Below are 22,070 nucleotides of genomic sequence, written 5' to 3'. Positions count from 1 at the left end.
GAATTGTTCGTAGGTGATGGTCAGTCGCCCCGGGTGGGCCGCTTCGCTACGTCTCGAAGCGTCCTGAGCGCTTCCAGGAGTTCATCGGCGTCGTCCGCTCCTTCGCGAACGCTCCGTGATCCTTCTCGAATCGCACCGTATCACAGTTTCGGAGATGGGGTTCTGATGCGGACCTACCGGCAAGGTATATGGGGTGTTGTACGACCGGAGAATCAGGAGATGTACCCCGATTCATCGTGAATGCCGTAAAAATACGGCCCACGTCACCCCGGCCAAACTCGGAACTTGTGCACTACTGGGGACCCAATTTCGATATAGCAATATGGGATTTACGAGTCCGACGCCCGACGACCCGCGCAAAAACAACAATTCGTTGTTTACTCTTTTGTGGAAGATACCGCCCCGATTTCAGCGCAGTCGCTCCTCCAGCGGCACCTTGACGACCGACTTGAGGATGGCGTAGCCGCCCGCGAACGGGTCGAGCTTGGTGTCGCCCGCGCGCTCAGCGTACCCGATGGGCTGTTCGTACACGTCGTACCCCCGCATCAGCGGCCGAATCAGCAGCTCCGCGGAGAGCCCCGTGTTCTCGGTCCACCGGATGTTGCTGATGACCTCCTCGCGGTAGGCGCGCATTCCCGTCGTCGTGTCGTGGACGCGCTCGCCCATCAGTAGGGAGGCAATGACGGCGAACGCGTGGTTCCCGAGGCGGTTGAACGCCGGCATCGCGTCCGCGCCGCGGTAGAGCCGGTCCCCGGAGACGACGTCGTACCCCTCGTTCACGAGGTCCAGAAAGCGCGGGAGCGCGTCCATCGGGTAGGTGTCGTCACAGTCCGTCGTGACGATCACGGGCCGCGAGGCGGCCGTGAGCGCCTTTCTGACGGCGTAGCCGTAGCCGCGCGGCTCCTGCTCGATGACGCGTGCGCCGTGCTCTCTGGCTATCTCCGGCGTCCTGTCGTCGCTCCCGTCGACACAGACGACCTCGGCCCGGCCGTCCGTGACGCGGTCGATGTCGTCGAGGACGGTGCCGATGGCCGCCTCCTCGTTGTACGTCCCCATGACGACGCTGAGGTCGTCGAACGTGTACTCCATACGCGTCGCTGGCGGCGCGGATATTTAGGCCCGCCGAAAAACAGTCGCGGTGTCGCTATCCGAGGTCGGGAACGAGCGGACTGATGGCCTCGCGCCCCTCGTCCTCGGGGGTGCAGTCGAACCGCTCCGGACGCGTCGCGCGCGGCGGTCGGCGGCCGCCGTCGGTGACGGGGCGTCGGGTTCGCGGGAGTTCGGGAACGATCGGGTCGATGTCGTCGGTCTGTCGCATTGGTGGTGTTGGGTGTGGTCGGTCGGCGCGCGGTTCGGTCGTTCGTCACGCGGTGCGTACGAGGTGCATCCGTACTACCACCCACACGCGAGAGTATAATGAACATCCATGTAGGACTAAGACTTGCCGAACAGTAATCCGAGATAGTATCCACGATGGTAATCGTATGCGCATAGTAATTCGAATAAGCAAGCCTCAGACGCCGGTTGGGCGCGCTACATTCTGTGATAACTCCACTTATTCCAGCGTCTGACACAGATTGAAGTGGTCCGGGCGTGACGGCCGAGTATGGCCGCGGAAGGCGACACCGAACGGGTCGGGGTGCGAACCTACGTCCCGCGCTACCAGCGCGAGGCGTGGGAGCGCGAGGCGGAGTCGATGGACATGAGTCGCGCGGAGTACGTCCGCACGATGGTGCAGGCGGGGCGCAGAAGCTTCGATTTCGGCGGTTCGGAGGGAAACGACGGGAGTAACCCCGCCGAAGGCGATGAGGCGCGCGCGACTCCGGGGGTTGACGGCCTCGAAGACCGCCTCCTCGACCTCCTCGAATCGGGCGACCACTACTCGTGGGAGGAACTCGTCGCCGGCCTGACCGACGACATCGAGGACCGGCTGGAGGAGACGCTCGGCGAACTCCAGCGGCGCAACCGGGTCCAGTACAGCGGCCGCCACGGCGGCTACACCCTCACCGACGATGGCGAGTGAGGCCACGGGGGGCGCGAGCCCCGAGGACCCGGTGGGGTACTTCCTCCAGGACCTCACCTACCACGGGAAGACGGAGCGCACGCGGGAGTCCTACGAGCGGGTGTTGCGGGCGTTCGAGTCGTTCGTCCGCGAGGAGCGCGGGACGACGCTCGACACGGCCACACAGCGGGAGTGTATGGCGTGGGTCCACACCCTCAGAGCGGACCGCGCGCCCTCGACGGTGGCCTCCTACGCGTCCTATCTCCACCGCTTCTACGCCTATATGACGCAGGTCGGCGTCTTCGACCGGAACCCGATGACACTCGTGCTGGAGGAGATGGACGAGTCCATCGACACCGACCCGGCCCGCCGGGAGGTGATGCTCCCCGAGATGCGGTCGTTCGTGGGGGGAATCGCCCACCCGCTCGACCGCGCGCTCGTCGTCACGCTGCTCAAGACCGGAATGCGTGTCGGGGAGCTGTGTAACCTCGACCTGCGGGACCTCTTCCTCGAGGATTCGGAGGTCGCGGACGCCTACGAGACCGCTCACAGGGGGGCGCTCGACGGCCGCCCGGACTCGATATACGTCGACAGCGCGCCGACGCGGGGCGTCGAGACGAACGGCGAGGAGCGCACGGAGTCGAACAAGCGCAAGCGCGCGACGGTCGTCCCCGTCGATTCCGAGTTGAAGCGCGTGCTCAAACGCTGGCTCGCCGTTCGGCCGGACGCGCGCTCGCCCGCGGAGCCGCTGTTCTGCTCGACGAGCGAGTGGGGCCGACGGCTCACCATCGGCATGGTCGGCCAGACCGTCACGGGCCACGCCGAGGCCAACGGCTGGTACCGGGCCGGCGGCGGCGCCGAGGAGAACGTCACGCCCCACTACTTCCGGCACTTCTTCACCACCCATCTGCGGGACAGAACGGGCGACAGGGGCGTCGTGAAGTACCTCCGCGGGGACGTAGCGAGCGACATCATCGACACCTACACCCACAATTGGGGCGGGAAAGTCCGCGAGACGTACGAGGAGAACATCTACTCGCTGCTGTAGTTCCGGCTGCTCCACAGCCCCTTTTTCGGTCAGATTCGTCTCGATTCGGAATTTTGACCTTCCACTAGCAACTCTGCCGGCGCCCGTCCCGCGACTTGTAAATTACATACTACTATACAGAATCAGTGCGAGCGCAGCGACGAACGGAATGTCCCGAACACGACACAGGAGGCCGCTACCGTCGGTTTCCCGAGGGCGACCGGAACCGGCTTGTCCGTCGCCGCTCGGGATCCGGCATGAGCGGAGCCGTCTTCCTCGCCGGCGAGCGCGTCGAGCTACGGACCGTGGAGCGCGACGACGTCCCCTTCCTCCACCGGTGGAACAACGACCCGGGCATGCGGCGCGCGACGGGGGGCCAGTCCGTCCCGTTCACGCTCGCCGAGGAGTACGAGAGCTACGAGGCCGCCCTCGCCGACGGCGACAGCGTGACCCTGCTGACGTGGTGGCGGGGCGAGCCGGTCGGCGGCGTGGAGCTCGACGTGACGGGCCCCGAGGCCGACGCCGTCGAGATCGCCTACTGGCTCGTGCCCGAGGTGCGGGGCGAGGGACTCGCCCGCGACGCGGTCGCGACGCTGCTCGACTACGCCTTCGACGAGTTCGGCGCCCACCGGGTCCACGCGGAGGCGTTCGCGTTCAACGAAGCGTCGGCACGACTGCTCGGGGCGCTCGGCTTCACGAACGAGGGTCGCCTGCGCGAGAACCACTTCGCCGACGGGCGCTACTACGACACGCTCGTGTTCGGACTGCTCGCGGACGAGCGCTAAGCGGTCGGGGCGGCGAACAGCGCATCGACGACGGCCTCGGACTCCGGACCGGACTCGGCCGCGTTCTCCAGCAGAACGGTCTCGCTCGGGAACAGGCGCTCGCCGACGACGAGGCCGTGGTCGCGGGCCGTCGAGCCGGTGACGGTGAGGTACACCCCGGCGCCGGCGTCGGCGATGTGCGCCTCCTCCTCGCGGTCGTCGTCGCCCGGGTAGACGAACTCCACACCCTCCAGGGCGCCCGTCCCGACGACGGCCTCGACCAACCGCTCGTAGCGCGGCGAGATACACAACGGTCCCTCGTACCCGCGGAGGAAGTCGCGGTCGAGCGGCCCCTCCGCGCAGGTGTCGGGCGTCGCGAGCAGCGTGTGGTGAACCGTGTCGTCCAGGCCTTCCACGACGCGGACGTCCGTGTCGAGCGGGTCGATGCGGTCGTTCACCTCCGAGAGCTCCCGGAGCGGTTCGTCGGAGAGCCCGACGACCTCCTCGAGGACGAGGTCGGCGCTGTCGAAGCCGAGCGCGAACTCGTGCTTCCGGAGCGCGCGGAACGGCTCCTCGCGCCCCACCAGCCGGACGGTGTGGTCGCCGAGCGGGAGGGTGAGCGAATCGAAGACGATGCGCCGTGGCATGCCGGGCCGGGAGTCGCGCAACAGCGTGAACTCCGGCGCGTGCGCGGAGTCGGGGTCGCTGTACCGTTCCAGCCGTTCGTAGACGGAGCCCTCGGGGGCGGCCTCGCCCTTCGTGACGGCCTTCTCGTAGCGGAGCGTGGAGACGATGTCGTCGGCGCTCTCGATGACCGCGTCGGGGGCCCCGCGGGCGAACCGCTCGACGACGGCTTCGAGCGGGCGACCCTTGCGCGGCACGGCGACGCTGACGACGCTCATACGCGCAGGTGGCGAGCGCGGCCTAAAATCGGCACGGTTCCGGCGGCTACAGCGAGGTGCGGTCGCCGATCTCCAGTATCTCCACCGTGCGCGGGGCGTCGAACGACCGGACGTGGGGACGCACCGCGGCGGGGTCGGCGGTGAGGTTCTTCCAGATGTCCCAGTGGGTCGGGACGAGGCGGTCCATCCCCACCTGCGCGGCGGCTTCCGCGAGTTCGTTCTCGTCGGAGTACCAGGTCTTGAACGCGCGCTCGCCGTCGGCGTCGGTCAGGTAGCCCGAGGAGCCGAACGCGAGCACGCCGAGGTCGATGTCGTACGTCTCGCCCACGCGCACGAAGCCCTCGCCCGGGCGCGCGTCCCCGCCGTGGAAGAACGTCCCCGCCTCGTGCTCGAACACGTAGGAGACGGGGTGGGTCGCGTCGGGGTCGTTCGCGGCCTCGACACGGACGGTGAACGACCCGACCTCGACGGTGTCGCCCTCCGTCACCTCGTGGAACTGCTTCCCGTCGATGCCGTGCTCGTCAGCCCACCCCTCGGCGTCGGCCACGGCGAGCGAGTCGTCCGGGGCGTAGTACGGGGCGTCCGTGTTCTCGAGAATCGGGGCCTGCGTCGGGCCGTGGACGTGGTCGGAGTGCTCGTGCGTCGCGAACACCGCGTCGCACGCGGCCACGTCGTCGGGGTCGAACGGCACCGGGACCATGCGTCTGGTGCGCGGCGGGTCGCCCGCCCCGCAGTACGGGTCCACGAACACGGTGGTCCCGTCGCTCGCCTTCAGGATCACGCCGTTACAGCCCAGATACCAGACGTCGACGCCCGCCGGGTCGGCGTCGGCGACGGCCCGCGGGAGCCAGTCGCCCCAGTCGCTGCCGGGGAACTCGTGTGCCATATCGGGGTCGCGCCCGCGCGGAGCAACAATCCATCGGACGCGACCGATACACCGTCTCGCGCTATACGAACCCGGCGAGCGATTGAAGCCCGTGCATCACATATGTTACCGTGATGCACGGACCGCTCCACGACAACGTCCGCTGCCGCGACGACATCGCGCGCGAACTCCTCGGCGCGGAACCGACGGACGGGACGACGAGTCGGCTCGACACGCGGGACGACGACCCCGGCGACGGCGAGGACCGCAGCGGCGACGTGGATATCCTCACGGGCGACGCGGCGTAGCCGTTCGGGGGCGCACAGCCACGGCTGTCGGGGCGCGAAAACAGGGGAAAAGCTCAGTCCTGACAGCAGCCGCCGGCCTTCTCGCCGAAGTCGACGGCGAGGGGCGCGGATATCATCCGGTTGATGTCCTCCAGGTCCATCTCCATCTCCGACTGGGCGGTCAGGTACTCGTCCATCTCCGGCACGTCGTGGAGCTCCTGCTGGGCGGCCTGCAGACGCTCCAGGTCCTCGTTCGACGCGTCGCCGGTCTGGCGCGCCATCTGGAACTCCTCGCGGAGGCGCTCGAACTCCCGTATCTTCTCCTGGGCCTCCTCGCTGTTCTCGACGGCCTCCTTCGCGGCCTCGAACCGCCGGTAGGAGTCGAGTTCCGAAAGCGCCGTCCCCAGTTCGCTCGCCAGTTCGGTCGCGCGCGCCGCGGCCTCCATCCCGGCGTCGTCCGACTCGGTGGACTCGATGCTCATACTCGCATCAGGGACTCCGACGGTTTAGGTTTGCCGAAGGGTGCGGCGAAGCGCGCTCGTTTTACGGCTCGGGTCGGTAACGGGGACAATGAGTCAGGAATCGTTCACCGAGGGTGACCTCCGCAACACGGGGATGGCCCTCAAGCACGAACGGACGTGGGACTACGAACTCGACCGTATCGTCGAGGCCGTCGAGGAGCGGAACGCAGAGAAGGTCGGCCTGCAGTTCCCCGAGGGGCTGAAGCGGCGCGCGCCCCGCGTCGCCGACGACCTGCGCGACCTCCTGCCGGACGGGACGCGCGTGCTCATCTCCGGTCAGCCGTGTTACGGGGCCTGCGACCTCGACACGTACATGATGCGCCGGACGGACGTGTTCGTCCACTTCGGCCACTCCCCGATGAAGGAGTCGGACAAGATACTGTACGTGCCGCTGTTCTCGAACGTCGAGGTCGAACCCATCATGGAGGAGTCGCTGGCGGAACTCTCCGACCCCGACGACGACCCGGACGTGGGGCTGGTGACGACGGCCCAGCACATGAACAAGTTCGACGAGATGCGCGAGTGGCTCGAGGCGCGCGGCTACACCGTCCACACGCGCCGCGGCGACGACCGCCTCACCCACGAGGGACAGGTGCTCGGCTGTAACTACGCGAGCGCCGACATCGACGCCGAGCAGGTGCTGTACGTCGGCGGCGGGAAGTTCCACCCGCTCGGGCTGGCGATGGAACACCCGGACAAGAACGTCGTCATCGCCGACCCGGTGAACAACGTCGTCACGATAGCCGACACCGAGAAGTTCCTCAAGCAGCGCTACGGCGCGGTCCACCGCGCGATGGACGCCGAGGAGTGGGGCGTCGTCTTCTGTACGAAGATCGGGCAGGGCCGCTGGGAGGTCGCGAACGACATCGTCGAGAACAACGAGAACGCCTACCTCCTGACGATGGACGAGGTGACGCCCGACCGGCTGACGCAGTTCGGCTTCGACGCCTACGTCAACACCGGCTGCCCGCGCATCACGACCGACGACGGCCCGCAGTTCAAACAGCCGATGCTCACCCCCGGCGAGTACGAGATAGCCGTCGGCGAGAAGCCGCTGGACGAACTCTCCTTCGACACCTTCCACGGCACCTGGTAGGCCGTCCGCCGCGCGTCGGACGCACCCAATCGAATATTACCCCCCGCGCGTAAGCGGCCGACATGGACACCGCTCTGGACGACCGCGCGGACGCGCTCTACCGCCGCTACCTCGGCGAGCCGGAGCGCGACCTCGACGTGTATCTCGGCTTCGCCCTCTTCATCGGCGGCTTCGCGCTCGGCATCCTCGGGCTGGTCCTGTTCGGCGTCGAGCAGGCCGTCTCGGGCGCGCGGCCGGTCTGGTGGCTCCGCGAGATAGCCTTCGTCGTCGCCGCGCTCGGCCTCCCGACGCTGATGCTCGGGGTGACGGTCCTCCTCCCCGTCGACCGGCGCGCCTCCTACGCGGCGGGTGCGGGCCTCGCGATAACCGTCGCGGCGGCGGGGCTGTTCGTCAGCGTCTACCCGCGCCAGTGGAACACCACGGGCGGGACGGACTTCGCGCTGCAGGGCGTGCTCGTCTATGCGGTCGGCCTCGTGACGGTCATCGCGGCGACCGGCGCGGCGCTCGTTTCCTACCACGTCGAGCGGACGAGCGGCGTCCCGGCCGCCGCCGCGGGCGACGGGGAGGCCGCGACCGCCGACGCGACCGACGGCGAGGACGAGGAGGCCGTCGCCGAGCAGGCGCGACGCGACTACGAGGAGGCGATGGCCGGCGCGGACGTGACGTGGGGCGGCGTCGAGAAGGCCGACGTGAGCCGGCGGCTCTCGCTCAACCCCGACGAGATAGACGACGTGGACGCACAGGGGTTCGACCCGGAGAACGCGACGACGACGCGTTCCTCAGGCTCGGGCGTCGACGCCGCGGTGTCGGGGCTCGACGCGATGCGCGGGGGTAACGAACAGGAGGCGCGCTCCGAGGACACGACCGGCGACTCCGCGGCCGCGCTCGCGGAGCTCCGCCAGCAGCAGGAGCACGAGGAGGAGCAGCGGAAACAGGAGCGGAGCCCCGTCGAGCGGCTCCGCGACCGGCTCGGGCTCGACTGAGCTATATAGGCGGGGGGAGCCGGACGGCGGGTGGATTTATTGTCCCCGCCGCGCCCCCCTCCGGTATGGCACGCGGCATCGACATCGGCACGATGAACATCGTCTCCGCGCGACAGGACGGCGGCGAGACGGTGTTCGTACAGCAGCGGAACTCCTTCGTGGAGATAGACTACTCCGACATGGCCGAGCAGATGCTCTCCCGGTCGGACGTCCTCCACATCCGGAAGGGCGACGACGTGTACGTCGTCGGCGACGACGCGCTCAACTTCGCGAACATCTTCAATCAGGAGACGCGCCGGCCCATGAGCCAGGGTATCCTCTCCTCCGAGGAGAAGAGCGCCATCCCGATGATCAAGCTCATCATCGAACAGGTGCTCGGCGAGCCGGAACAGCCGGGCGAGCGCGTCTTCTACTCGACGCCCGCCGACCCCATCGACTCCGACCTCTCGACGCTGTACCACCAGAAGACGCTGGAGTCGTTCCTCGGCGACATGGGCTTCGACCCCGAGCCCATCAACGAGGGGATGGCCGTCATCTACTCCGAACTCGCCGACTCCAACTTCACCGGCCTCGGCATCTCCTTCGGCGCGGGGATGACGAACGTCTGTCTGTCCTACTACGCGGTCCCCGTCATGACGTTCTCCGTCGCCCGCGGCGGCGACTGGATCGACGAGCAGACCGCGACGGCGACGGGCCAGACGGTCGACAAGGTCACGTCCATCAAGGAGGACGACTTCCGGCTTGACTTCACCACCGACGCGGGCGGCGTCGAGGGCGCGCTGTCCATCTACTACGACAACCTCCTCGACTACGTCATCGAGAAGATCAGCGACGAGGTCAACGAGGAGGACGTCGAGGAGGGCCTCGACATCCCCGTCGTCGTCACCGGCGGCACGTCCTCGCCGGCCGGCTTCGAGTCGCTGTTCGAGGAGCGGTTCGAGCAGGCCTCCATCCCGTTCAGCATCTCCAGCGTGAACAAGGTCGACGACCCGCTCTACTCCGTCGCGCGCGGCGCGCTCGTGGCCGCCCGCTCGGAGGAGGGCCGTCAGCAGCAGCAGGCCGGAGCCGAGGGCGAGTGATCAGTCCTCGACGGGGACGATAGCCGGCTCGGCCTCCCCGTCGGTCGCCGTCCCGTCCCGAGCGCGCGCGAACCGTTCGAGCGCGTCCGCCCACGACTCCTCGGGCCGCCGCTCCGCGTGGTGGTCCACCTCGACGCCGACGTAGCCGCAGTCCTCACAGCCCAGCGCCCGCTTCTCGCGGAACGAGTACGCCACGAGCGGCGCGCCACAGCGGGGACAGTCCATACCCGCGCTATCGCCCGTCCGACCTTAACCCTCCCGTCGGTCGACCCTCGCCGCGGTATGCGTACTGCGCATACGCAAATCTATTAGTATGTCCACGGAGTATGCAGGCGTATGAGTACGGGTTCGTTCGGGTCGGCGGTGGCGTCGTGTCGTCCCTCCGGGTTACAGCCGGTGACGCTGCCGGCGTCGGCGCTCGACAGCACCGCGCCGGAGTACCTCCGCGACCTGCGGCGCGAACTGGCCGACGAGGACCGCACGCCGGCGGAACTGACCCTCGCCGTGGCGTTCGACGAGGACTGCTCGTTCGCCACGCAGGAGACGGTGGAGCGCGTGCGCGACCACGTCCGCGCCGCGGCACAGCTCGGCGCGGGGCGCGTCTCGGTCACGGTCGAGGCCGTCGCCGACGAGTCGAAGGTCGAGCCCGCGCTGTCGGCCGCCCGCGAGCGCGCCCGCCGCGAGGGCGTCACCCTCGCCGTCGAGCGCGCCGAGTAATGGCGACGCGCCGGCGGCTCGCACAGGAACTCGGCGTCGTCGCGGGGTTCGAGAGCCCGCGCGCGCCGCTGGAGCAGTACCACACGCCGCCCGACCTCGCGGCCCACATCGTCCACGTCGCGGACCTGAACGGCGACGTCGAGAACCGGACGGTCGTCGACCTCGGGAGCGGCACCGGGATGTTGACGCTCGGCGCCGCGCTGCGCGGCCCCGGCCGCGTCGTCGGCGTGGAACTCGACCCCGCCCCCCCTCGAAACGGCCCGCGAGAACGAGCGGAAGGTGGCCGCGCGCGCGTCGGTCGACTGGGTCCGCGGCGACGCGACCCGGCCGCCGCTGTGTCTCGACGGCGCGACCGTCCTGATGAATCCCCCCTTCGGCGCGCAGGACGGCAACGAACACGCGGACCGCGACTTCCTCGCCGCGGCCGCCGACCTCGCGCGCGTCTCCTACTCCGTCCACAACGCCGGGAGCCGCGAGTTCGTGGAGTCGTTCGCCGCCGACAACGGCGGCGAGGTGACCCACGCCTTCGCCGCGGAGTTCGACCTCCCGCGGCAGTTCGCCCACCACACCGACGCGTCGCGCACCCTCGACGCCGAGGTGTTCCGCGTCGTCTGGGGCTAGTCGTACCGCTCCCGCGTCCCGACCCGGACGCTCGTCCCGTTGCGCTCGGCGAACAGCCGCGTCCCGTTGCGCCGCAGGGTCAGGCCGCCGACTCGGACGCTGGAGTTGTTGGTCGGGACGGCCGCGCGCCCGAGCGTCGTGCCGCCGTCGGTGACGCGGACGGAGAAGCCCGTGTCGCGGGCGACGAAGGAGACGTTGCGCCCCGCGACCGTCGGCTCTGCGCGCGACGGGTCGGAGGCGTAGGCGAACGTCGTCTCGCCGTCGTGGCGCAGGTGGACGGTGTAGACGGTGCGGTTGCCGACCACGGTCCAGCCGGCACGCTCGGCGACGACGGTGTCGCGCCAGCCGAGGCCGCCGATACGGACCCCGCCCCGGCCCGCGAAGGCGATTTGCCCCCGCGAGGCCGCGGTCCACCACACCTGTCGCCGGTCGCTCGCCACGACCAGCCCGCTCGTGGTGACGTTCGACGCCTCGTAGAAGGGGAGGTCGTACGCCGCGACGTACTGGTCCGTCACCCCCTCGGCGTAGAAGACGGTGTAGTCGCGCACCTCGACGCTCCCCTCCTCGGGCGCGACGTCGTCGACCGTGAGCAGGTTGTACGGGACGGCCGCGAGCGAGAGGGCGAGCAACACGGCGACGAGCAGGCCGACCGCCGCCTCCCGGCGCGAGAGGTCGATGGCCGCCACGAGGTCGCGCCGGGAGGCCGTTGCGGCGGCGGTCACGACGGCCGCGAGCAGGAAGACGAGGCCGAGGCCGGCCGCCCGGTAGAGGACGTAGCTGTCGCCGCCCTCGAAGAGGTAGACGGCCCACAGCCCCTGTGCGGCCGCGTACGCGACCGCGCCGAGCCACACCTTCCCCGGGGACGGGAGTTCGTCGCGGGCCCGGAAGAGCAGCACCGCGAGGACGAATCCGGTGAACACGCCGACTGCGTGGCCCTGGATGGCGATGCCCGACCACCACGGCGTCGAGTAGCCGACCGACCCCGAGGCCGACACCACCGGGGTGAGCCACGAGCGGTAGAGGAGGCCGACGAGGTCGCCGGCCGCGAGCAGGACGACGGCGGCCACGGGGTAGCGGACGAGCGCGAAGCCGGCGAACGCGAACACGACCCCGGAGAAGCCGATGACGGGCCCGAGCGCGAACAGGCCGGTCGTGACCGAGAGGAGGGCCGCCGCGACGGGGACGGCGAGTATCCGCGCGAAGGGGTTCGTCCGCAGCGAGACGAACGACTCCGAGCCGCGACGGGTGGGGAAGTGGCTCCAGGCGTACTCCGCGAGGGTGCCGAAGACGAGCGTGCCGAAGAGGTTCCCCATGAGGTGGCCCGGCCCGGAGTGGGCGAGCCCCGCGGTGAGCATCCCCAGCGGGTAGAAGTACGACCACGCCCGGAACGGGACGACGAGGGGCCGGTACCACTGCGACCAGCCGCCCTGCACGAACAGGTAGACGGCGGCGACGAGCGCGACGGTGAGGAGCGTCCCCCACGGAACGCCGAGGACGAACCGGCGGCGGAGGCGAACCCCCCACCGGCCGCCGGGGCGGGCGAGCGCGAACAGGGTAGCGACGGACGCGAGCGCGCCGACGAGGAGGACGGCCCGCGAGAGCGCCGCGATGGGGTCCATACCGGCCGGTAGGACGGCGGACGCTTATAGGCTCAGGGCGTGACGACCAGCTTCCCGAACGCGTCGCGCTCCTCCATGTCGGCGAACGCCGTCGCCGTCTCGTCGAGGGGATAGGTGCGGTCGACGAGCGGGTCGAACCGTCCCTCGGCGGCCATCCCGACGAGCCGTTCGAGCTCCGGCTGGGTGCCCATGGTGCTCCCGAGGATGGCCTGGTGGGAGAGGAAAAAGGGCGCGGAGTGCTGATCGAGCGTCTCGCCGGCCGTGCGCCCGCAGACGACCTGTGTGCCCGCGGTACGGAGCACCCGCCCACAGACGTCCGTGAACTCGCCCGACAGGTGATTGAGCGCGGCGTCGGCGCTCCCCTCGCCCGCCGCGGCGACGATGTCGCCGGCGTCGCGGCCGACCACGACCTCGTCGGCGAAGTCCGCCAGCCGCTCGGCCTTCCGCTCGGAGGTGGTGGTGCCGACGCTCTCCGCGCCGAGGACGCCAGCCAGCTGACACCCGGCGAGGCCGACCCCGCCGGTCGCGCCGGGGACGAACACTCGGTCGCCCGCGGTCACGTCGGCCTTCTTCAACATGTGCCACGCCGTGAGGTACGCCGTCGGGAGCGCCGAGGCCGCGGCGAGCGAGAGGTCGTCCGGCACCGGAATCAGCCGGTCGGCGTCCACGAGCGCCTGCTCCGCGAGCCCGCCGTGATACAGCGAAAAGCTCTCGCAGGTGTTCTCCGGCCCCTCGCGACAGCGGTCGCACGTCCCGCACGTCTGGTTCGGACACAGCAGCACCCGGTCGCCCTCCTCGACGGGCGCCCCTTCCCCTGCCTCGCGCACGAGGCCGGCGGGGTCGAGCCCCGAGACGAAGGGGAGTTCCTCGCCGCGTATCATCGCGGAGTGGCCCTGCAGTATCCAGAGGTCGTGGCGGTTGATGGAGCAGGCCCGCACCTCGACGACGGCCTCGCCCGGTCCCGCCTCCGGGGCCTCCTGTTCGATGAGTTCGACGCCGTCCGGTCCGGTCAGTTCGGCGAACGCGGCTGCGCGCATAGCTACCGTGGCGCGAGCCGTCGTCAAGACTCCACCGGTCAGGCCGACAGCCACGCGTACGTCTGGACGGCGCCGAACAGCAGCGCGAGCGCGCCGTTCTCCGCGACGAGCAGGGTCGGGGCGTCGGTGACGCGCGCCGCGAGCGCGAACACCCCGAACAGCGTCGCCAGCGCGAGGTTGTACTTGGCGAGCGTGCGCCAGCAGGACTGGTCCAACTCGATGAGCCCGTCGCTACCCATAGGGTGTCGTCGCGGCGCGGACGGAAAAGCGGCGGTGGCAGTCTCCCGAGCGAAGCGAAACTACAGCGGCTCCTCGCCGTCGATGATGCGGAGCGCGCGCTCCGCGAGCGCGGGGACGCCCTCGCGCATCCGCGGGTACATGTCGTCGTCGCTGTTCCCCTCCAGATAGCGGCGGAAGAACATCTCGCCGAGGCCGGCCAGCTTGTACACGGCCAGCGCGCGGTAGAAGCGGTCGTTGTCGTAGGAGAAGCCCGTCAGCTCCTCGTAGCGGTTCACGAGATCGCGCCGGGTCGGGTACCCCTCGCGGGTCATGAACGTGTTCGACAGCGAGTCGGTCGAGCGGGGCGGCTCGGGGTCCTTCGGGTCCCACCAGTACGAGAGCATCCACCCGAGGTCCGTCAGCGGGTCGCCGAGCGTCGCCATCTCCCAGTCCATCACGGCGACGATCTCGGGGTCGTCGCCGGGGCCGTACATCACGTTGTCGAGCTTGTAGTCGCCGTGGACGAGCGTCGCGGGCGGGTCCTCCGGGACGTTGTCCATGAGCCACTCCATCACGTCGTACAGTTCGGTGACCTCGCGCTCCTCGGCGGTGACCTCGAAGCCCCACATTATCTGCTCGGACCAGCGTTTCACCTGTCGCTCGGTGAACCCCGGCGGGTAGCCGAAGTCGCCGTACTCCAGCCCGACGGCGTCGTAGTCCACCTCGTGGATGCGCGCGAGGTTCTCGACGAGTTCGTAGCCGACCTGCTGGCGCGCCTCGGGGTTGGCGAACCGCTCGGGCTCCGATTCGCGGAACACGTCGCCCTCCACCTTCCGCATCACGTAGAAGTCCGCGCCGAGCACGTCGTGGTCGTCGCAGGCGAGGACGGTCTCGGGAACGCGCACCTCCGTCCCCTGGAGCGCGTCCACGACGCGGAACTCCCGGAGCACATCGTGGGCCGTGTCGGCCGTCTCGCCCGGCGGGGGCCGGCGGACGACGAGTTCGTCGCCCCCCCACGTGACGAACAGCGTCTCGTTGGAGTGGCCCTCCTTGTGGTGACGGACGTCGTAGACGTCCACGGGGCCGAGTTCGGCTTCGAGGTACGCGGCGAGTTTCCCCTCGTCCACGATGCGACCGAAGTAGTCGTCCCCCCCGGTCATGGTGCCTCGCGTTTGAACATTGTTAGCGTCAGTTTCCGCTGGGGGTAGGAATATTTACGGGTTCGTGTCGGTCGGCTCGGAGGTTCGGGGCGATTGTTTTACAATGGTGTACCCGAAGAACCTGATATGGAGTACCACGACTCGGAGGTCGCCACGGAACTCGCAGCGGAGGCCCGCGACTTCATGGACGAGCGCGTCATCCCGACTGAGCGGGAGTACCTCGGGGACGGTCCGGTGCCGCACGACGTCATCGAGGACCTGCGCGCGGAAGCCCGGGAGCGAGGCATCTACTGCCCGCAGATCGGCGAGGAGCACGGCGGGGGCGGCTACGAGTTCGCCGACGTGCTGCCGCTGTTCGAGGAGGCCGGCCGCTCGCTGCTCGGCGCCTCGGCGATGCGCGTGGACGCGCCCGACGAGGGGAACATGCACACCATCGAACTCGTCGGCACCGAGGCCCAGAAGGAGGAGTTCCTCGACCCCCTCGTCGCGGGCGAGCGCGTCTCCGCGTTCTCGATGACTGAGCCCCGCGAGGGCGCCGGCTCCGACCCGAAGATGATGAAGACCACGGCCGAGAAGGACGGCGACGAGTGGGTCATCAACGGCCACAAGTGGTGGTCCACGCAGGGCGCGGAGGCCGACTTCCTCATCGTCATGGCCCGGACGGACATGGACGCCCACCCGTACAACGGTACCTCGCTGTTCCTCGTCGAGGCCGACAACCCCGGCTTCGAGGTCGTCGAGCCGACCCCGCACCTCGGCCCGGACGTCGTCCACTCCAGCCACGCCGAGGTCCGCTACGACGACTGCCGGATCCCCGAGGACCGCCTGCTCGGCGAACTGAACCAGGGGTTCAAGCACGCCCAACAGCGGCTCGGCCCGGCGCGGCTCACCCACTGTATGCGCTTCACCGGGATGGCGACGCGCGCGCTCGACATCGCGAAGACGTACATGGACGACCGCCACGCGTTCGACTCCAAGCTCTCCGAGAAGCAGTCCCAGCGGTTCGACATCGCCGAGATGGAGACGGAGCTCCACGCGGTGCGGACGATGGTGCGCCACGCCGCCCGGCAGATATCCGCCGGCGAGGAGGCGCGCATCCCCGTCTCGATGAGCAAGGTGTTCGCGGCGAACACCACGCAGGAAGCCATCGACCTCGCCATCCAGTGTACCGGCGGCGCCGGCATCTCCCGGCACCTCCCGCTCGCGGACTTCTCGGAGTCCGTCCGGATGTTCCGCATCGTGGACGGCGCCGACGAGGTCCACAAGCGCGTCATCGCCCGCGACGCCTTCGACATGGACTTCGACGAGGCGGAGCTGGAGAACCTCCCCACGTTCTGAGCCGGAGCCGAGACCGACGGCGGCCGGTTTTTCATTCTCGACGCCGAACCGCGGAGCATGCACGCCGACATCGCCGCGGCCGCCGACCGCCTGCGCGTCGCGGACAGCGTCGTCGCCTTCACCGGCGCGGGCGTCTCGACCGCCTCGGGCATCCCCGACTTCCGGAGCGAGGGCGGCATCTGGGAGCGGTGGAACCCCGACGACTTCCACGTGCGGCGCTTCCGCGCCGACCCGGACGGGTTCTGGCGCGATCGCGCCGCGATGGTCGCGGAGGTGTACGACGGGCCCGAGCCGAACGCCGCCCACGAGGCGCTCGCGGACCTCGAATCGGCGGGCGTCCTCGACCGAGTCGTCACGCAGAACGTCGACGGCCTCCACACCGCGGCGGGGAGCGAGAACGTCGTCGAGATACACGGCAGCGGCGACCGCGTCGCCTGCACGGACTGCGGGACGCGGCGCGCGGCCGACCCGTACTACGAGTCCGTCCGCGCGGGGGAGGTCGATGGCGCGCCGCGGTGTCCCGACTGCGACGGCGTGCTCAAGCCCGACGTGGTGCTGTTCGGCGAGGCGATGCCGACCGGGCCGCTCGGGACGGCGAAGCGGCTGGCGCGCGAGGCCGACGCCTTCCTCGTCGTCGGGTCGTCGCTCACCGTCGAGCCGGCGGCCTCGCTCCCCGGCCGGGCGGCGGACACCGGGGCGGACCTGTTCGTCGCGAACCTCGACCCGACGCGCGTCTCCGAGCGCGCGGCCTTCGACTTCCGGGCCGACGTCACCGAGGTGTTGCCGGCGCTCCGCGACCGGGTGCTCGGGCGCGGATAGCTTTTTGCTCGCGCCCCCGCTCGTGGGTGGCATGGTACGCTACGAGGTAGTCGACACCGACGACGTCGAGGAGGAGGACCTCTCCGGGGTGGAGGAGATACCGCCGGACCTGAACATCCGCGCCATCGACGACGCGCTCGGGACGGAGAACCTCGGCGTGAAGCTCTGGTACTTCGAGCCGGGCGAGGAGATACAGTACCACGCCCACGCCGAGCAGGAGGAGCTGTACTACGTCCTCGAAGGGGAGTTCTCGCTGAAGCTCGGCGCGTCGGGCGAGGAGGAGTACGTCGAGGCCGGCCCCGGCACCTTCTGGGTCGCGGGTCCCGAGACGGGCCACGGCCACCGGAACGTCGGCGACACGCGCGGCGTCGTGCTCGCCGTGGGCGCCCCGCGCGTCAGCGACCCCGGTCTCGACCCCCACTCCCTATAGGGAGACCTCGACCTCGTCGGGGGAGTCGGCGTCGCCGTAGGTCGTGTGCAGGTACTCGACGATGTTCGCCGACTCGGCCATCGTGACGCCGTGTGCGGGGTCGATGAGGACGGGCACCGCGCGCTGGCCCGACACCTCCCGGACGGCGTTGCGCTTCGAGTGAAGCCCCTCGGTCCAGACGGAGTCGTACTCCAGGCCGAGGTCGTCGAGTTCGTCGACGACGAGTTCACAGAACGGGCAGCCTTCCAGCCGGTAGAGGGTGAGCGGTTCGCTCATACCGGCACGAGGCGCGCGTGGCACATAACCCCACGGGCCGGGGAACCGCTTTTGTCGCGGGGCCGCGACCCCGGCACATGACACCGACGGCGGGCGACGTCGCCCCCGATTTCGAGGCGCTGTACTGCGACGGCGAGACGTTCCGTGCCCGCACGCTCGCGGACGCGCTCGACGGCGGCGCGGTCGTCGTCTTCTCCGGCTTCGTCTTCAACGCCATCAACGAGAACTGGTACAAGCGGTACGCCCGCGCCGGATGGGCCGACTTCGACGTGCCCGTCCTGCTCGTCGCGCGCGACGGCCCGTACGCCGTGAACGCCTTCCTCCGCGACATCGACTCCCCCTTCGCCGCCTTCGCCGACGTGGAGGGCGCGGCCGCCGACGCCTACGGCCTCCTCGAAGCGCGCGACGGGATGGCCGGCGTCCGCACGGCGCGGCGCGCCGCCTTCGTGCTGGACGGCGACCGCGAGGTGCGCCACGCGTGGGTCGCCGACGACTGGATATCGCCCGTGCCGCGCGAGGAGATAGAGGCCGCGGTCGCCGACCTGTAGCGTGGACCTCTCCGGCGTCCGCGTCCTCGACCTGACGCGCCTGCTCCCCGGCCCGTACGCCACGCAACTGCTCGCGGACTGCGGGGCCGACGTCGTGAAGGTGGAGGACACCGGCGCGGGCGACTACGCCCGCGGGATGCCCCCGACGACGGACGCGGGCCACGGCGAGCTATTCGACGCCGTCAACCGGGGCAAGCGGAGCGTCGCGCTCGACCTCAAGACGGAGGGCGGAACCGAGGCGTTCCGCGCGCTCGCGGCCGGCGCCGATGCCGTGATCGAGAGCTTCCGGCCCGGCGTCGTGGACCGCCTCGGTGTGGGGTACGGCGACCTCCGCGGCGCGAACTCCGGCCTCGTCTACTGCTCGCTGTCGGGCTACGGGCAGGACGGGCCGCTCGCCGACCGAGTCGGCCACGACCTGAACTACGTCGGCCTCGCCGGCCTGCTCGACATGACCCGCGAGACCCCCGACGAGGCGCCGCGCGTCCCCGGCTACCCGGTGGCCGACATGGCCGGGGGGCTGTTCGCCGCCTTCGCCGTCTGCGGCGCGCTCCTGTCGCGCGAACTCGGCGACGGAACCGGGGAACACCTCGACGTGTCGATGACGGACGCCGTGCTCTCCTTCGGGCAGGCGGTCGCGCCCGCGGCCCTGCGCGGCGAGAACCCGCGGCCCGGCGCGACCCCGCTCACGGGCGCGTACCCGTGGTACGACGTGTACGAGGCCGCGGAGGGGTACGTGACGCTGGCGGCGCTCGAACCGCAGTTCTGGGAGGCGTTCTGCGGGACGGTCGGCCGCGAGGAGTGGGTTCCGGTCCACGGGACCGAGGACCCGGCCGAGCGCACGGCCCTGCGCGAGGAACTGGCGTCGCTGTTCGCTGAGCGCACCCGCGACGAGTGGGTGGACCTGCTCGGCGACACGGACGCCGCCGTCGGGGGCGTCTACTCCCCGGGCGAAGCGGTCGAGCACCCGCAGGTCGCGGCGCGGGGCCTCGTCGACCGGGAGGGGGAAGAGGCCCGCGTGGGCAGTCCCGTCAGGGGAACTGAGGCCGGCGACGAGTCGCTCCCCGCGCAGGGCGAGCACACGGTCGAATTACTCGAAGAGGCCGGCTACGGCGACGAGGAACTGGCCGCGCTCCGGGAGTCGGGCGCGGTGGACTACCCGTAGCGCGCGACCGCGAGTTCGCGGAGCGACTCGCGCTTTAAGAGCGCGAAGCCGACGAACACGACGGCGAAGCCGACGAGCGAGACGGCCGTGATGGACTCCTCCAGGAACGCGACCCCGACGACGGTGGCGACGACGGGGACGACGTAGCCGACGAGGCTCGTCTCCAGCGCGCCGTAGCGGTCGAGCAGGGTGAAGAAGAGGCCGAAGGCGAGCGCCGTGGCGAACACGCCGAGGTACAGCACCGCGCCGACGGCGACGAGCGGGTAGCCGTTCGCCACGGGTTCCCCGAGCGCGAGGCTGGCCGTGTGGAGGACGACCGCGCCGACGAACATCGACCACCCGGCGCGGGGGATGGCGTCGAGCGACGAGTCGGCGCGCTCGACGAGCACGCCGCCCAGCGAGACGAACGCCACCTGCACGACGACGAGCAGTCGCCCCGTGAGGTCGCCCGCGAGGAGGTTCGCGGGGGTCGGGCGGACGACGAGGCCGACGCCGAGGAAGCCGACGAGGATGCCGAGCCAGCCGACCGTCGAGACGCGGTCGCCGAGCACGGCCATCGCCCACAGCGCCGTGGCGATGGGGACGAGCCCCTGGATGATGGCCGCGATGCCGCTGGGGACGGTCTGCTGGCCGACGAAGAGGAAGCCGTTGCCCGCGACGAGGAAGACGCCGCCGCCGAGGACGGCCTCCCAGTCGCCGCGCGTCCGGGGCCGCCACTCGGTCGTGGCGACGGCCGCCGCGAGCAGCAGCACGGCGGCCACGTCGTAGCGGAAGGAGGCGAACAGCACCGGCGGTATCTCGCGGAGGCCGACGCTGATGGCGGGGAACGAGAACCCCCACAGCACGGCGAGGAGGGCGAACGGCGCGACGGCGCGGAGACGGGACACGGCGTGGGTAGCGGGCGACGCGTGAAGACCGTGGCGTTCGCGGCTACTCGCCGCGCACGACGCCGGGCACCTCGCGCATGTCGGCTATCTCGTGGGTCGCCTTCGGGCCGTACGCGTCGGGCCCGTAGGCGATGGCGTCGAGGCCGGCGTCGACCGCGCCCGCCACGTCGTGGTCGTAGCGGTCCCCGACCATCACGCCGTCCGCGGCGTCGCCGCCCCACTTCGCGAGCGCGTCCTCGTACATCCGGGCGTCGGGCTTGGTGTGGCCGACGGCCTCGCTCGTGGTGACCGCGTCGACGTGGCCCTCGATGCCGAACCGGTCGAGCAGGTCGTGCGCCTCGGCGGTGTCGATGTCGCTGACAACGCCGACGTGGACGCCCAGCTCCGCGACCCCCCGGACGGCCTCGACCGCGCCCGGCTCCGGCCGGGTCGTCTCGTCGCTCGCCGCCTCCAGCATCGCGCGCCACTCGGCCTCGGGCGGGGGCGACCCGTCGAACAGCGCGGTCGTCGCCTTCCGGTAGCCCTCGCGGGCGGTCCGGTACTCGGTCCCCTCGCGCCCCTTGAAGTGCGCGCCGAGCGCGGATTTCCAGCGGTCGAGCGCGTCCTCGGGCAGGTCGTACTCTTCTGTCAGCCGTTCGACAAACAGCGCGTACCCCTCGCGGATGGACTTCAGTTCGACGACGACCCCGCCGAGGTCGAAAAAGACCGCGTCGTAGCGGGTCATCGGAACCGGTACACCCCCTCGACCGTCTCCCGCTCGATGCGCCCCTCGCGTTCGAGGTGGGCGAGCGCGCTCATCGTCTCGGAGAACATCCGGCGCGTCTCGACGCTCGGGGTCAGCGCCGCCGCGACCGCGTGGAGGGTGTCGTTCCCGTCCGCGACCAGCGACTCGACGCGGTCGAGCCGCGACGTGAGCTTCCCGCGGTCGCGCTCGACCACCTCGTCGAGGCGGTCGTGGACCTCGCCGTGACCCGGATACACCCGCTCGGGGTCGTGTTCCGCGAGGCGGTCGAGCGCGGCGAACGCGCCGGGGAACGCCTCCGTGTGGCCGTCGTCCATCCCGTCGTGGAGCAGGACGGGGCGGAACGGGGCCATCGCGGTATCGCCCGACAGCAACACGTCGTCGTCGAGCAGGTACGCGAGGTGGTCGGCCTGGTGGCCGGGGGTGTGGACGGCCGTCGCGTCGAGCGGGCCGAGTTCGACCCGGCCCGGCTCCAGCCACACGTCCACGCGGTCGGGCGGGAGGAGGTCGCGGTCGCGCTCCAGCGACTCGACGGCGGCGGCGACCTCCCGGTCGAGCGTCTCCCCCGTGAGGCCGTAGGCGCTCGCGTTCGCGCGGACGCGGTCGGCCAGCGCGTCGGCGTCGCGGGCGAACCGCTCGCGGACGCCGGCCGGCGCGTACACGGTCGGGTCCCCCGCCTCCAGCACCGTCGGGACCTGTCCGACGTGGTCGACGTGCGGGTGGGTGACGACGAGGTGTTCGATGTCCTCCGGTTCGTAGCCGGCCTCGGCGAGGCCGGCCCGGAACGTCGCCGTCTCCTCGCCGCCGGCCAGCCCCTGCGGGGTGCCGGCGTCCACGAGGACGGGTTCGGCGGCGTCGACGAGGTAGCAGGCGACGTGGCCGGGCGGCCAGTCCACCCCGAACTCGATGCGGTGGACCGCGACGGCGTGGCCCTGATTCATACCCGTACGGACTCGCCCGCGCGAATAA

27 protein-coding genes and 1 pseudogene are annotated in these 22,070 nt (G+C 70.4%); 14 read left to right on the top strand and 14 right to left on the bottom strand.

What is annotated here, in order from left to right; all coding sequences use genetic code 11:
• Positions 1 to 408: 408 nt before the first annotated feature.
• Together P2T37_RS13295 and P2T37_RS13290 are read right to left on the bottom strand one after the other, a co-directional pair.
• Positions 409 to 1,089: a dolichyl-phosphate hexose transferase gene (locus tag P2T37_RS13295; protein WP_276234446.1), complete on the bottom strand. Its 681-nt coding sequence runs from the start codon at positions 1,087 to 1,089 to the stop codon at positions 409 to 411.
• A 55-nt stretch (positions 1,090 to 1,144) separates the two neighbouring features.
• Positions 1,145 to 1,318, bottom strand: coding sequence for a hypothetical protein (locus P2T37_RS13290; protein ID WP_276234445.1), 174 nt, complete (start codon positions 1,316 to 1,318; stop codon positions 1,145 to 1,147).
• Between the two features lie 288 nt (positions 1,319 to 1,606).
• Here P2T37_RS13290 and P2T37_RS13285 point away from each other — a divergent pair, with 288 nt between their 5' ends.
• From P2T37_RS13285 to P2T37_RS13275, 3 genes are all read left to right on the top strand, one after another.
• On the top strand, positions 1,607 to 2,023 hold the full coding sequence (locus P2T37_RS13285) for a DUF5805 domain-containing protein (protein ID WP_276234444.1): 417 nt from the start codon (positions 1,607 to 1,609) through the stop codon (positions 2,021 to 2,023).
• Positions 2,013 to 3,050 carry a tyrosine-type recombinase/integrase gene (locus P2T37_RS13280; RefSeq protein WP_276234443.1) on the top strand — a complete coding sequence of 346 codons (1,038 nt, stop codon included), beginning with the start codon at positions 2,013 to 2,015 and terminating at the stop codon, positions 3,048 to 3,050. The genes P2T37_RS13285 and P2T37_RS13280 overlap by 11 nt, the downstream gene beginning before the upstream one ends.
• Positions 3,051 to 3,286: 236 nt before the next feature.
• Complete coding sequence (locus P2T37_RS13275) at positions 3,287 to 3,814, top strand: GNAT family N-acetyltransferase (protein ID WP_276234442.1); 528 nt, start codon at positions 3,287 to 3,289, stop codon at positions 3,812 to 3,814.
• On the opposite strand, the gene P2T37_RS13270 is transcribed toward P2T37_RS13275, so the two are convergent.
• A complete protein-coding gene (locus P2T37_RS13270; protein ID WP_276234441.1) occupies positions 3,811 to 4,695 on the bottom strand; it encodes a phosphoribosyltransferase HisG-related protein in 885 nt (294 codons plus the stop codon). The genes P2T37_RS13275 and P2T37_RS13270 overlap by 4 nt on opposite strands.
• A gap of 46 nt (positions 4,696 to 4,741) precedes the next feature.
• Entirely contained in the window at positions 4,742 to 5,581 is an 840-nt protein-coding gene (locus tag P2T37_RS13265; protein ID WP_276234440.1) for an MBL fold metallo-hydrolase, read from the bottom strand.
• A gap of 113 nt (positions 5,582 to 5,694) precedes the next feature.
• On the opposite strand from P2T37_RS13265, the gene P2T37_RS13260 reads away from it, so the two are divergent.
• Positions 5,695 to 5,868, top strand: coding sequence for a hypothetical protein (locus tag P2T37_RS13260; RefSeq protein WP_276234439.1), 174 nt, complete (start codon positions 5,695 to 5,697; stop codon positions 5,866 to 5,868).
• A 53-nt stretch (positions 5,869 to 5,921) separates the two neighbouring features.
• Here P2T37_RS13260 and P2T37_RS13255 read toward each other — a convergent pair whose 3' ends face one another.
• Entirely contained in the window at positions 5,922 to 6,329 is a 408-nt protein-coding gene (locus P2T37_RS13255; protein ID WP_276234438.1) for a YlbF/YmcA family competence regulator, read from the bottom strand.
• 88 nt (positions 6,330 to 6,417) lie between these two features.
• Here P2T37_RS13255 and dph2 point away from each other — a divergent pair, with 88 nt between their 5' ends.
• From dph2 to P2T37_RS13240, 3 genes are all read left to right on the top strand, one after another.
• On the top strand, positions 6,418 to 7,464 hold the full coding sequence (dph2, locus tag P2T37_RS13250) for a diphthamide biosynthesis enzyme Dph2 (RefSeq protein WP_276234437.1): 1,047 nt from the start codon (positions 6,418 to 6,420) through the stop codon (positions 7,462 to 7,464).
• Positions 7,465 to 7,526: 62 nt separating this feature from the next.
• The gene (locus P2T37_RS13245) at positions 7,527 to 8,447 is read left to right on the top strand and encodes a cell division protein CdpA domain-containing protein (protein WP_276234436.1); all 921 of its coding nucleotides are present in this window, start codon (positions 7,527 to 7,529) and stop codon (positions 8,445 to 8,447) included.
• A gap of 65 nt (positions 8,448 to 8,512) precedes the next feature.
• Positions 8,513 to 9,526 (top strand): disk-shape morphogenesis protein volactin, encoded by a 1,014-nt coding sequence (locus P2T37_RS13240; protein WP_276234435.1) that lies wholly within the window; start codon positions 8,513 to 8,515, stop codon positions 9,524 to 9,526.
• Here P2T37_RS13240 and P2T37_RS13235 read toward each other — a convergent pair whose 3' ends face one another.
• The gene (locus P2T37_RS13235; RefSeq protein WP_276234434.1) at positions 9,527 to 9,751 is read right to left on the bottom strand and encodes a hypothetical protein; all 225 of its coding nucleotides are present in this window, start codon (positions 9,749 to 9,751) and stop codon (positions 9,527 to 9,529) included.
• A gap of 111 nt (positions 9,752 to 9,862) precedes the next feature.
• Here P2T37_RS13235 and P2T37_RS13230 point away from each other — a divergent pair, with 111 nt between their 5' ends.
• Together P2T37_RS13230 and P2T37_RS13225 are read left to right on the top strand one after the other, a co-directional pair.
• On the top strand, positions 9,863 to 10,243 hold the full coding sequence (locus tag P2T37_RS13230) for a DUF7961 family protein (protein WP_276234433.1): 381 nt from the start codon (positions 9,863 to 9,865) through the stop codon (positions 10,241 to 10,243).
• Positions 10,243 to 10,864, top strand: a pseudogene (locus P2T37_RS13225) (METTL5 family protein). The gene P2T37_RS13230 and the pseudogene P2T37_RS13225 overlap by 1 nt, the downstream one beginning before the upstream one ends.
• On the opposite strand, the gene P2T37_RS13220 reads toward P2T37_RS13225, so the two are convergent.
• Genes P2T37_RS13220 through P2T37_RS13205 form a run of 4 tightly spaced genes read right to left on the bottom strand, consistent with a single transcriptional unit; the run spans position 10,861 to position 14,899 of the window.
• Positions 10,861 to 12,483: a rhomboid family intramembrane serine protease gene (locus tag P2T37_RS13220; RefSeq protein ID WP_276234432.1), complete on the bottom strand. Its 1,623-nt coding sequence runs from the start codon at positions 12,481 to 12,483 to the stop codon at positions 10,861 to 10,863. The pseudogene P2T37_RS13225 and the gene P2T37_RS13220 overlap by 4 nt on opposite strands.
• A 32-nt stretch (positions 12,484 to 12,515) precedes the next feature.
• Positions 12,516 to 13,520, bottom strand: a complete 1,005-nt coding sequence (locus P2T37_RS13215) for an alcohol dehydrogenase catalytic domain-containing protein (protein ID WP_276234431.1) — start codon at positions 13,518 to 13,520, stop codon at positions 12,516 to 12,518.
• A gap of 38 nt (positions 13,521 to 13,558) precedes the next feature.
• The gene (locus tag P2T37_RS13210; RefSeq protein ID WP_276234430.1) at positions 13,559 to 13,759 is read right to left on the bottom strand and encodes a hypothetical protein; all 201 of its coding nucleotides are present in this window, start codon (positions 13,757 to 13,759) and stop codon (positions 13,559 to 13,561) included.
• Between the two features lie 60 nt (positions 13,760 to 13,819).
• Positions 13,820 to 14,899 (bottom strand): phosphotransferase family protein, encoded by a 1,080-nt coding sequence (locus P2T37_RS13205; RefSeq protein ID WP_276234429.1) that lies wholly within the window; start codon positions 14,897 to 14,899, stop codon positions 13,820 to 13,822.
• Between the two features lie 126 nt (positions 14,900 to 15,025).
• Here P2T37_RS13205 and P2T37_RS13200 point away from each other — a divergent pair, with 126 nt between their 5' ends.
• Genes P2T37_RS13200 through P2T37_RS13190 form a run of 3 tightly spaced genes read left to right on the top strand, consistent with a single transcriptional unit; the run spans position 15,026 to position 17,486 of the window.
• Positions 15,026 to 16,237 carry an acyl-CoA dehydrogenase family protein gene (locus tag P2T37_RS13200; protein WP_276234428.1) on the top strand — a complete coding sequence of 404 codons (1,212 nt, stop codon included), beginning with the start codon at positions 15,026 to 15,028 and terminating at the stop codon, positions 16,235 to 16,237.
• 57 nt (positions 16,238 to 16,294) lie between these two features.
• The gene (locus P2T37_RS13195; RefSeq protein ID WP_276234427.1) at positions 16,295 to 17,056 is read left to right on the top strand and encodes an SIR2 family NAD-dependent protein deacylase; all 762 of its coding nucleotides are present in this window, start codon (positions 16,295 to 16,297) and stop codon (positions 17,054 to 17,056) included.
• A gap of 31 nt (positions 17,057 to 17,087) precedes the next feature.
• Positions 17,088 to 17,486, top strand: coding sequence for a cupin domain-containing protein (locus P2T37_RS13190; RefSeq protein WP_276234426.1), 399 nt, complete (start codon positions 17,088 to 17,090; stop codon positions 17,484 to 17,486).
• Here the strand turns inward: P2T37_RS13190 and P2T37_RS13185 are convergent.
• The gene (locus tag P2T37_RS13185) at positions 17,481 to 17,762 is read right to left on the bottom strand and encodes a glutathione S-transferase N-terminal domain-containing protein (protein ID WP_276234425.1); all 282 of its coding nucleotides are present in this window, start codon (positions 17,760 to 17,762) and stop codon (positions 17,481 to 17,483) included. The two genes, P2T37_RS13190 and P2T37_RS13185, sit on opposite strands and share 6 nt — an antisense overlap.
• Before the next feature lie 77 nt (positions 17,763 to 17,839).
• On the opposite strand from P2T37_RS13185, the gene P2T37_RS13180 reads away from it, so the two are divergent.
• Together P2T37_RS13180 and P2T37_RS13175 are read left to right on the top strand one after the other, a co-directional pair.
• Complete coding sequence (locus tag P2T37_RS13180; protein ID WP_276234424.1) at positions 17,840 to 18,310, top strand: redoxin domain-containing protein; 471 nt, start codon at positions 17,840 to 17,842, stop codon at positions 18,308 to 18,310.
• A 1-nt stretch (position 18,311) separates the two neighbouring features.
• Positions 18,312 to 19,472, top strand: a complete 1,161-nt coding sequence (locus P2T37_RS13175; protein ID WP_276234423.1) for a CaiB/BaiF CoA transferase family protein — start codon at positions 18,312 to 18,314, stop codon at positions 19,470 to 19,472.
• Here the strand turns inward: P2T37_RS13175 and P2T37_RS13170 are convergent.
• From P2T37_RS13170 to P2T37_RS13160, 3 genes are read right to left on the bottom strand one after another with little or no spacing between them, the layout of a single operon-like run.
• On the bottom strand, positions 19,463 to 20,359 hold the full coding sequence (locus tag P2T37_RS13170) for a DMT family transporter (RefSeq protein WP_276234422.1): 897 nt from the start codon (positions 20,357 to 20,359) through the stop codon (positions 19,463 to 19,465). The two genes, P2T37_RS13175 and P2T37_RS13170, sit on opposite strands and share 10 nt — an antisense overlap.
• 43 nt (positions 20,360 to 20,402) lie before the next feature.
• The gene (locus tag P2T37_RS13165) at positions 20,403 to 21,083 is read right to left on the bottom strand and encodes an HAD family hydrolase (protein ID WP_276234421.1); all 681 of its coding nucleotides are present in this window, start codon (positions 21,081 to 21,083) and stop codon (positions 20,403 to 20,405) included.
• Positions 21,080 to 22,042: an MBL fold metallo-hydrolase gene (locus tag P2T37_RS13160; protein ID WP_276234420.1), complete on the bottom strand. Its 963-nt coding sequence runs from the start codon at positions 22,040 to 22,042 to the stop codon at positions 21,080 to 21,082. The genes P2T37_RS13165 and P2T37_RS13160 overlap by 4 nt, the downstream gene beginning before the upstream one ends.
• Between the last annotated feature and the right edge of the window lie 28 nt (positions 22,043 to 22,070).

It is taken from the genome of Halosegnis marinus (assembly GCF_029338355.1).
GTDB classification, from domain to species: Archaea; Halobacteriota; Halobacteria; order Halobacteriales; family Haloarculaceae; genus Halosegnis; species Halosegnis marinus.
Note: the sequence above shows the minus strand (reverse complement) of the source record. Positions and strands in the feature narration are given on the sequence as shown.

Bases quoted from the DNA above. Each gene is read 5' to 3' on its own strand.
- dph2 (WP_276234437.1), top strand. From the start codon at position 6,418: ATGAGTCAGGAATCGTTCACCGAGGGTGACCTCCGCAACACGGGGATG.
- P2T37_RS13260 (WP_276234439.1), top strand. From the start codon at position 5,695: ATGCACGGACCGCTCCACGACAACGTCCGCTGCCGCGACGACATCGCG.
- P2T37_RS13210 (WP_276234430.1), bottom strand. From the start codon at position 13,759: ATGGGTAGCGACGGGCTCATCGAGTTGGACCAGTCCTGCTGGCGCACG.
- P2T37_RS13290 (WP_276234445.1), bottom strand. From the start codon at position 1,318: ATGCGACAGACCGACGACATCGACCCGATCGTTCCCGAACTCCCGCGA.
- P2T37_RS13230 (WP_276234433.1), top strand. From the start codon at position 9,863: ATGAGTACGGGTTCGTTCGGGTCGGCGGTGGCGTCGTGTCGTCCCTCC.
- P2T37_RS13270 (WP_276234441.1), bottom strand. From the start codon at position 4,695: ATGAGCGTCGTCAGCGTCGCCGTGCCGCGCAAGGGTCGCCCGCTCGAA.
- P2T37_RS13190 (WP_276234426.1), top strand. From the start codon at position 17,088: ATGGTACGCTACGAGGTAGTCGACACCGACGACGTCGAGGAGGAGGAC.
- P2T37_RS13265 (WP_276234440.1), bottom strand. From the start codon at position 5,581: ATGGCACACGAGTTCCCCGGCAGCGACTGGGGCGACTGGCTCCCGCGG.
- P2T37_RS13240 (WP_276234435.1), top strand. From the start codon at position 8,513: ATGGCACGCGGCATCGACATCGGCACGATGAACATCGTCTCCGCGCGA.
- P2T37_RS13275 (WP_276234442.1), top strand. From the start codon at position 3,287: ATGAGCGGAGCCGTCTTCCTCGCCGGCGAGCGCGTCGAGCTACGGACC.
- P2T37_RS13185 (WP_276234425.1), bottom strand. From the start codon at position 17,762: ATGAGCGAACCGCTCACCCTCTACCGGCTGGAAGGCTGCCCGTTCTGT.
- P2T37_RS13235 (WP_276234434.1), bottom strand. From the start codon at position 9,751: ATGGACTGTCCCCGCTGTGGCGCGCCGCTCGTGGCGTACTCGTTCCGC.
- P2T37_RS13255 (WP_276234438.1), bottom strand. From the start codon at position 6,329: ATGAGCATCGAGTCCACCGAGTCGGACGACGCCGGGATGGAGGCCGCG.
- P2T37_RS13195 (WP_276234427.1), top strand. From the start codon at position 16,295: ATGCACGCCGACATCGCCGCGGCCGCCGACCGCCTGCGCGTCGCGGAC.
- P2T37_RS13200 (WP_276234428.1), top strand. From the start codon at position 15,026: ATGGAGTACCACGACTCGGAGGTCGCCACGGAACTCGCAGCGGAGGCC.
- P2T37_RS13295 (WP_276234446.1), bottom strand. From the start codon at position 1,089: ATGGAGTACACGTTCGACGACCTCAGCGTCGTCATGGGGACGTACAAC.
- P2T37_RS13280 (WP_276234443.1), top strand. From the start codon at position 2,013: ATGGCGAGTGAGGCCACGGGGGGCGCGAGCCCCGAGGACCCGGTGGGG.
- P2T37_RS13220 (WP_276234432.1), bottom strand. From the start codon at position 12,483: ATGGACCCCATCGCGGCGCTCTCGCGGGCCGTCCTCCTCGTCGGCGCG.
- P2T37_RS13215 (WP_276234431.1), bottom strand. From the start codon at position 13,520: ATGCGCGCAGCCGCGTTCGCCGAACTGACCGGACCGGACGGCGTCGAA.
- P2T37_RS13160 (WP_276234420.1), bottom strand. From the start codon at position 22,042: ATGAATCAGGGCCACGCCGTCGCGGTCCACCGCATCGAGTTCGGGGTG.
- P2T37_RS13180 (WP_276234424.1), top strand. From the start codon at position 17,840: ATGACACCGACGGCGGGCGACGTCGCCCCCGATTTCGAGGCGCTGTAC.
- P2T37_RS13205 (WP_276234429.1), bottom strand. From the start codon at position 14,899: ATGACCGGGGGGGACGACTACTTCGGTCGCATCGTGGACGAGGGGAAA.
- P2T37_RS13165 (WP_276234421.1), bottom strand. From the start codon at position 21,083: ATGACCCGCTACGACGCGGTCTTTTTCGACCTCGGCGGGGTCGTCGTC.
- P2T37_RS13285 (WP_276234444.1), top strand. From the start codon at position 1,607: ATGGCCGCGGAAGGCGACACCGAACGGGTCGGGGTGCGAACCTACGTC.
- P2T37_RS13245 (WP_276234436.1), top strand. From the start codon at position 7,527: ATGGACACCGCTCTGGACGACCGCGCGGACGCGCTCTACCGCCGCTAC.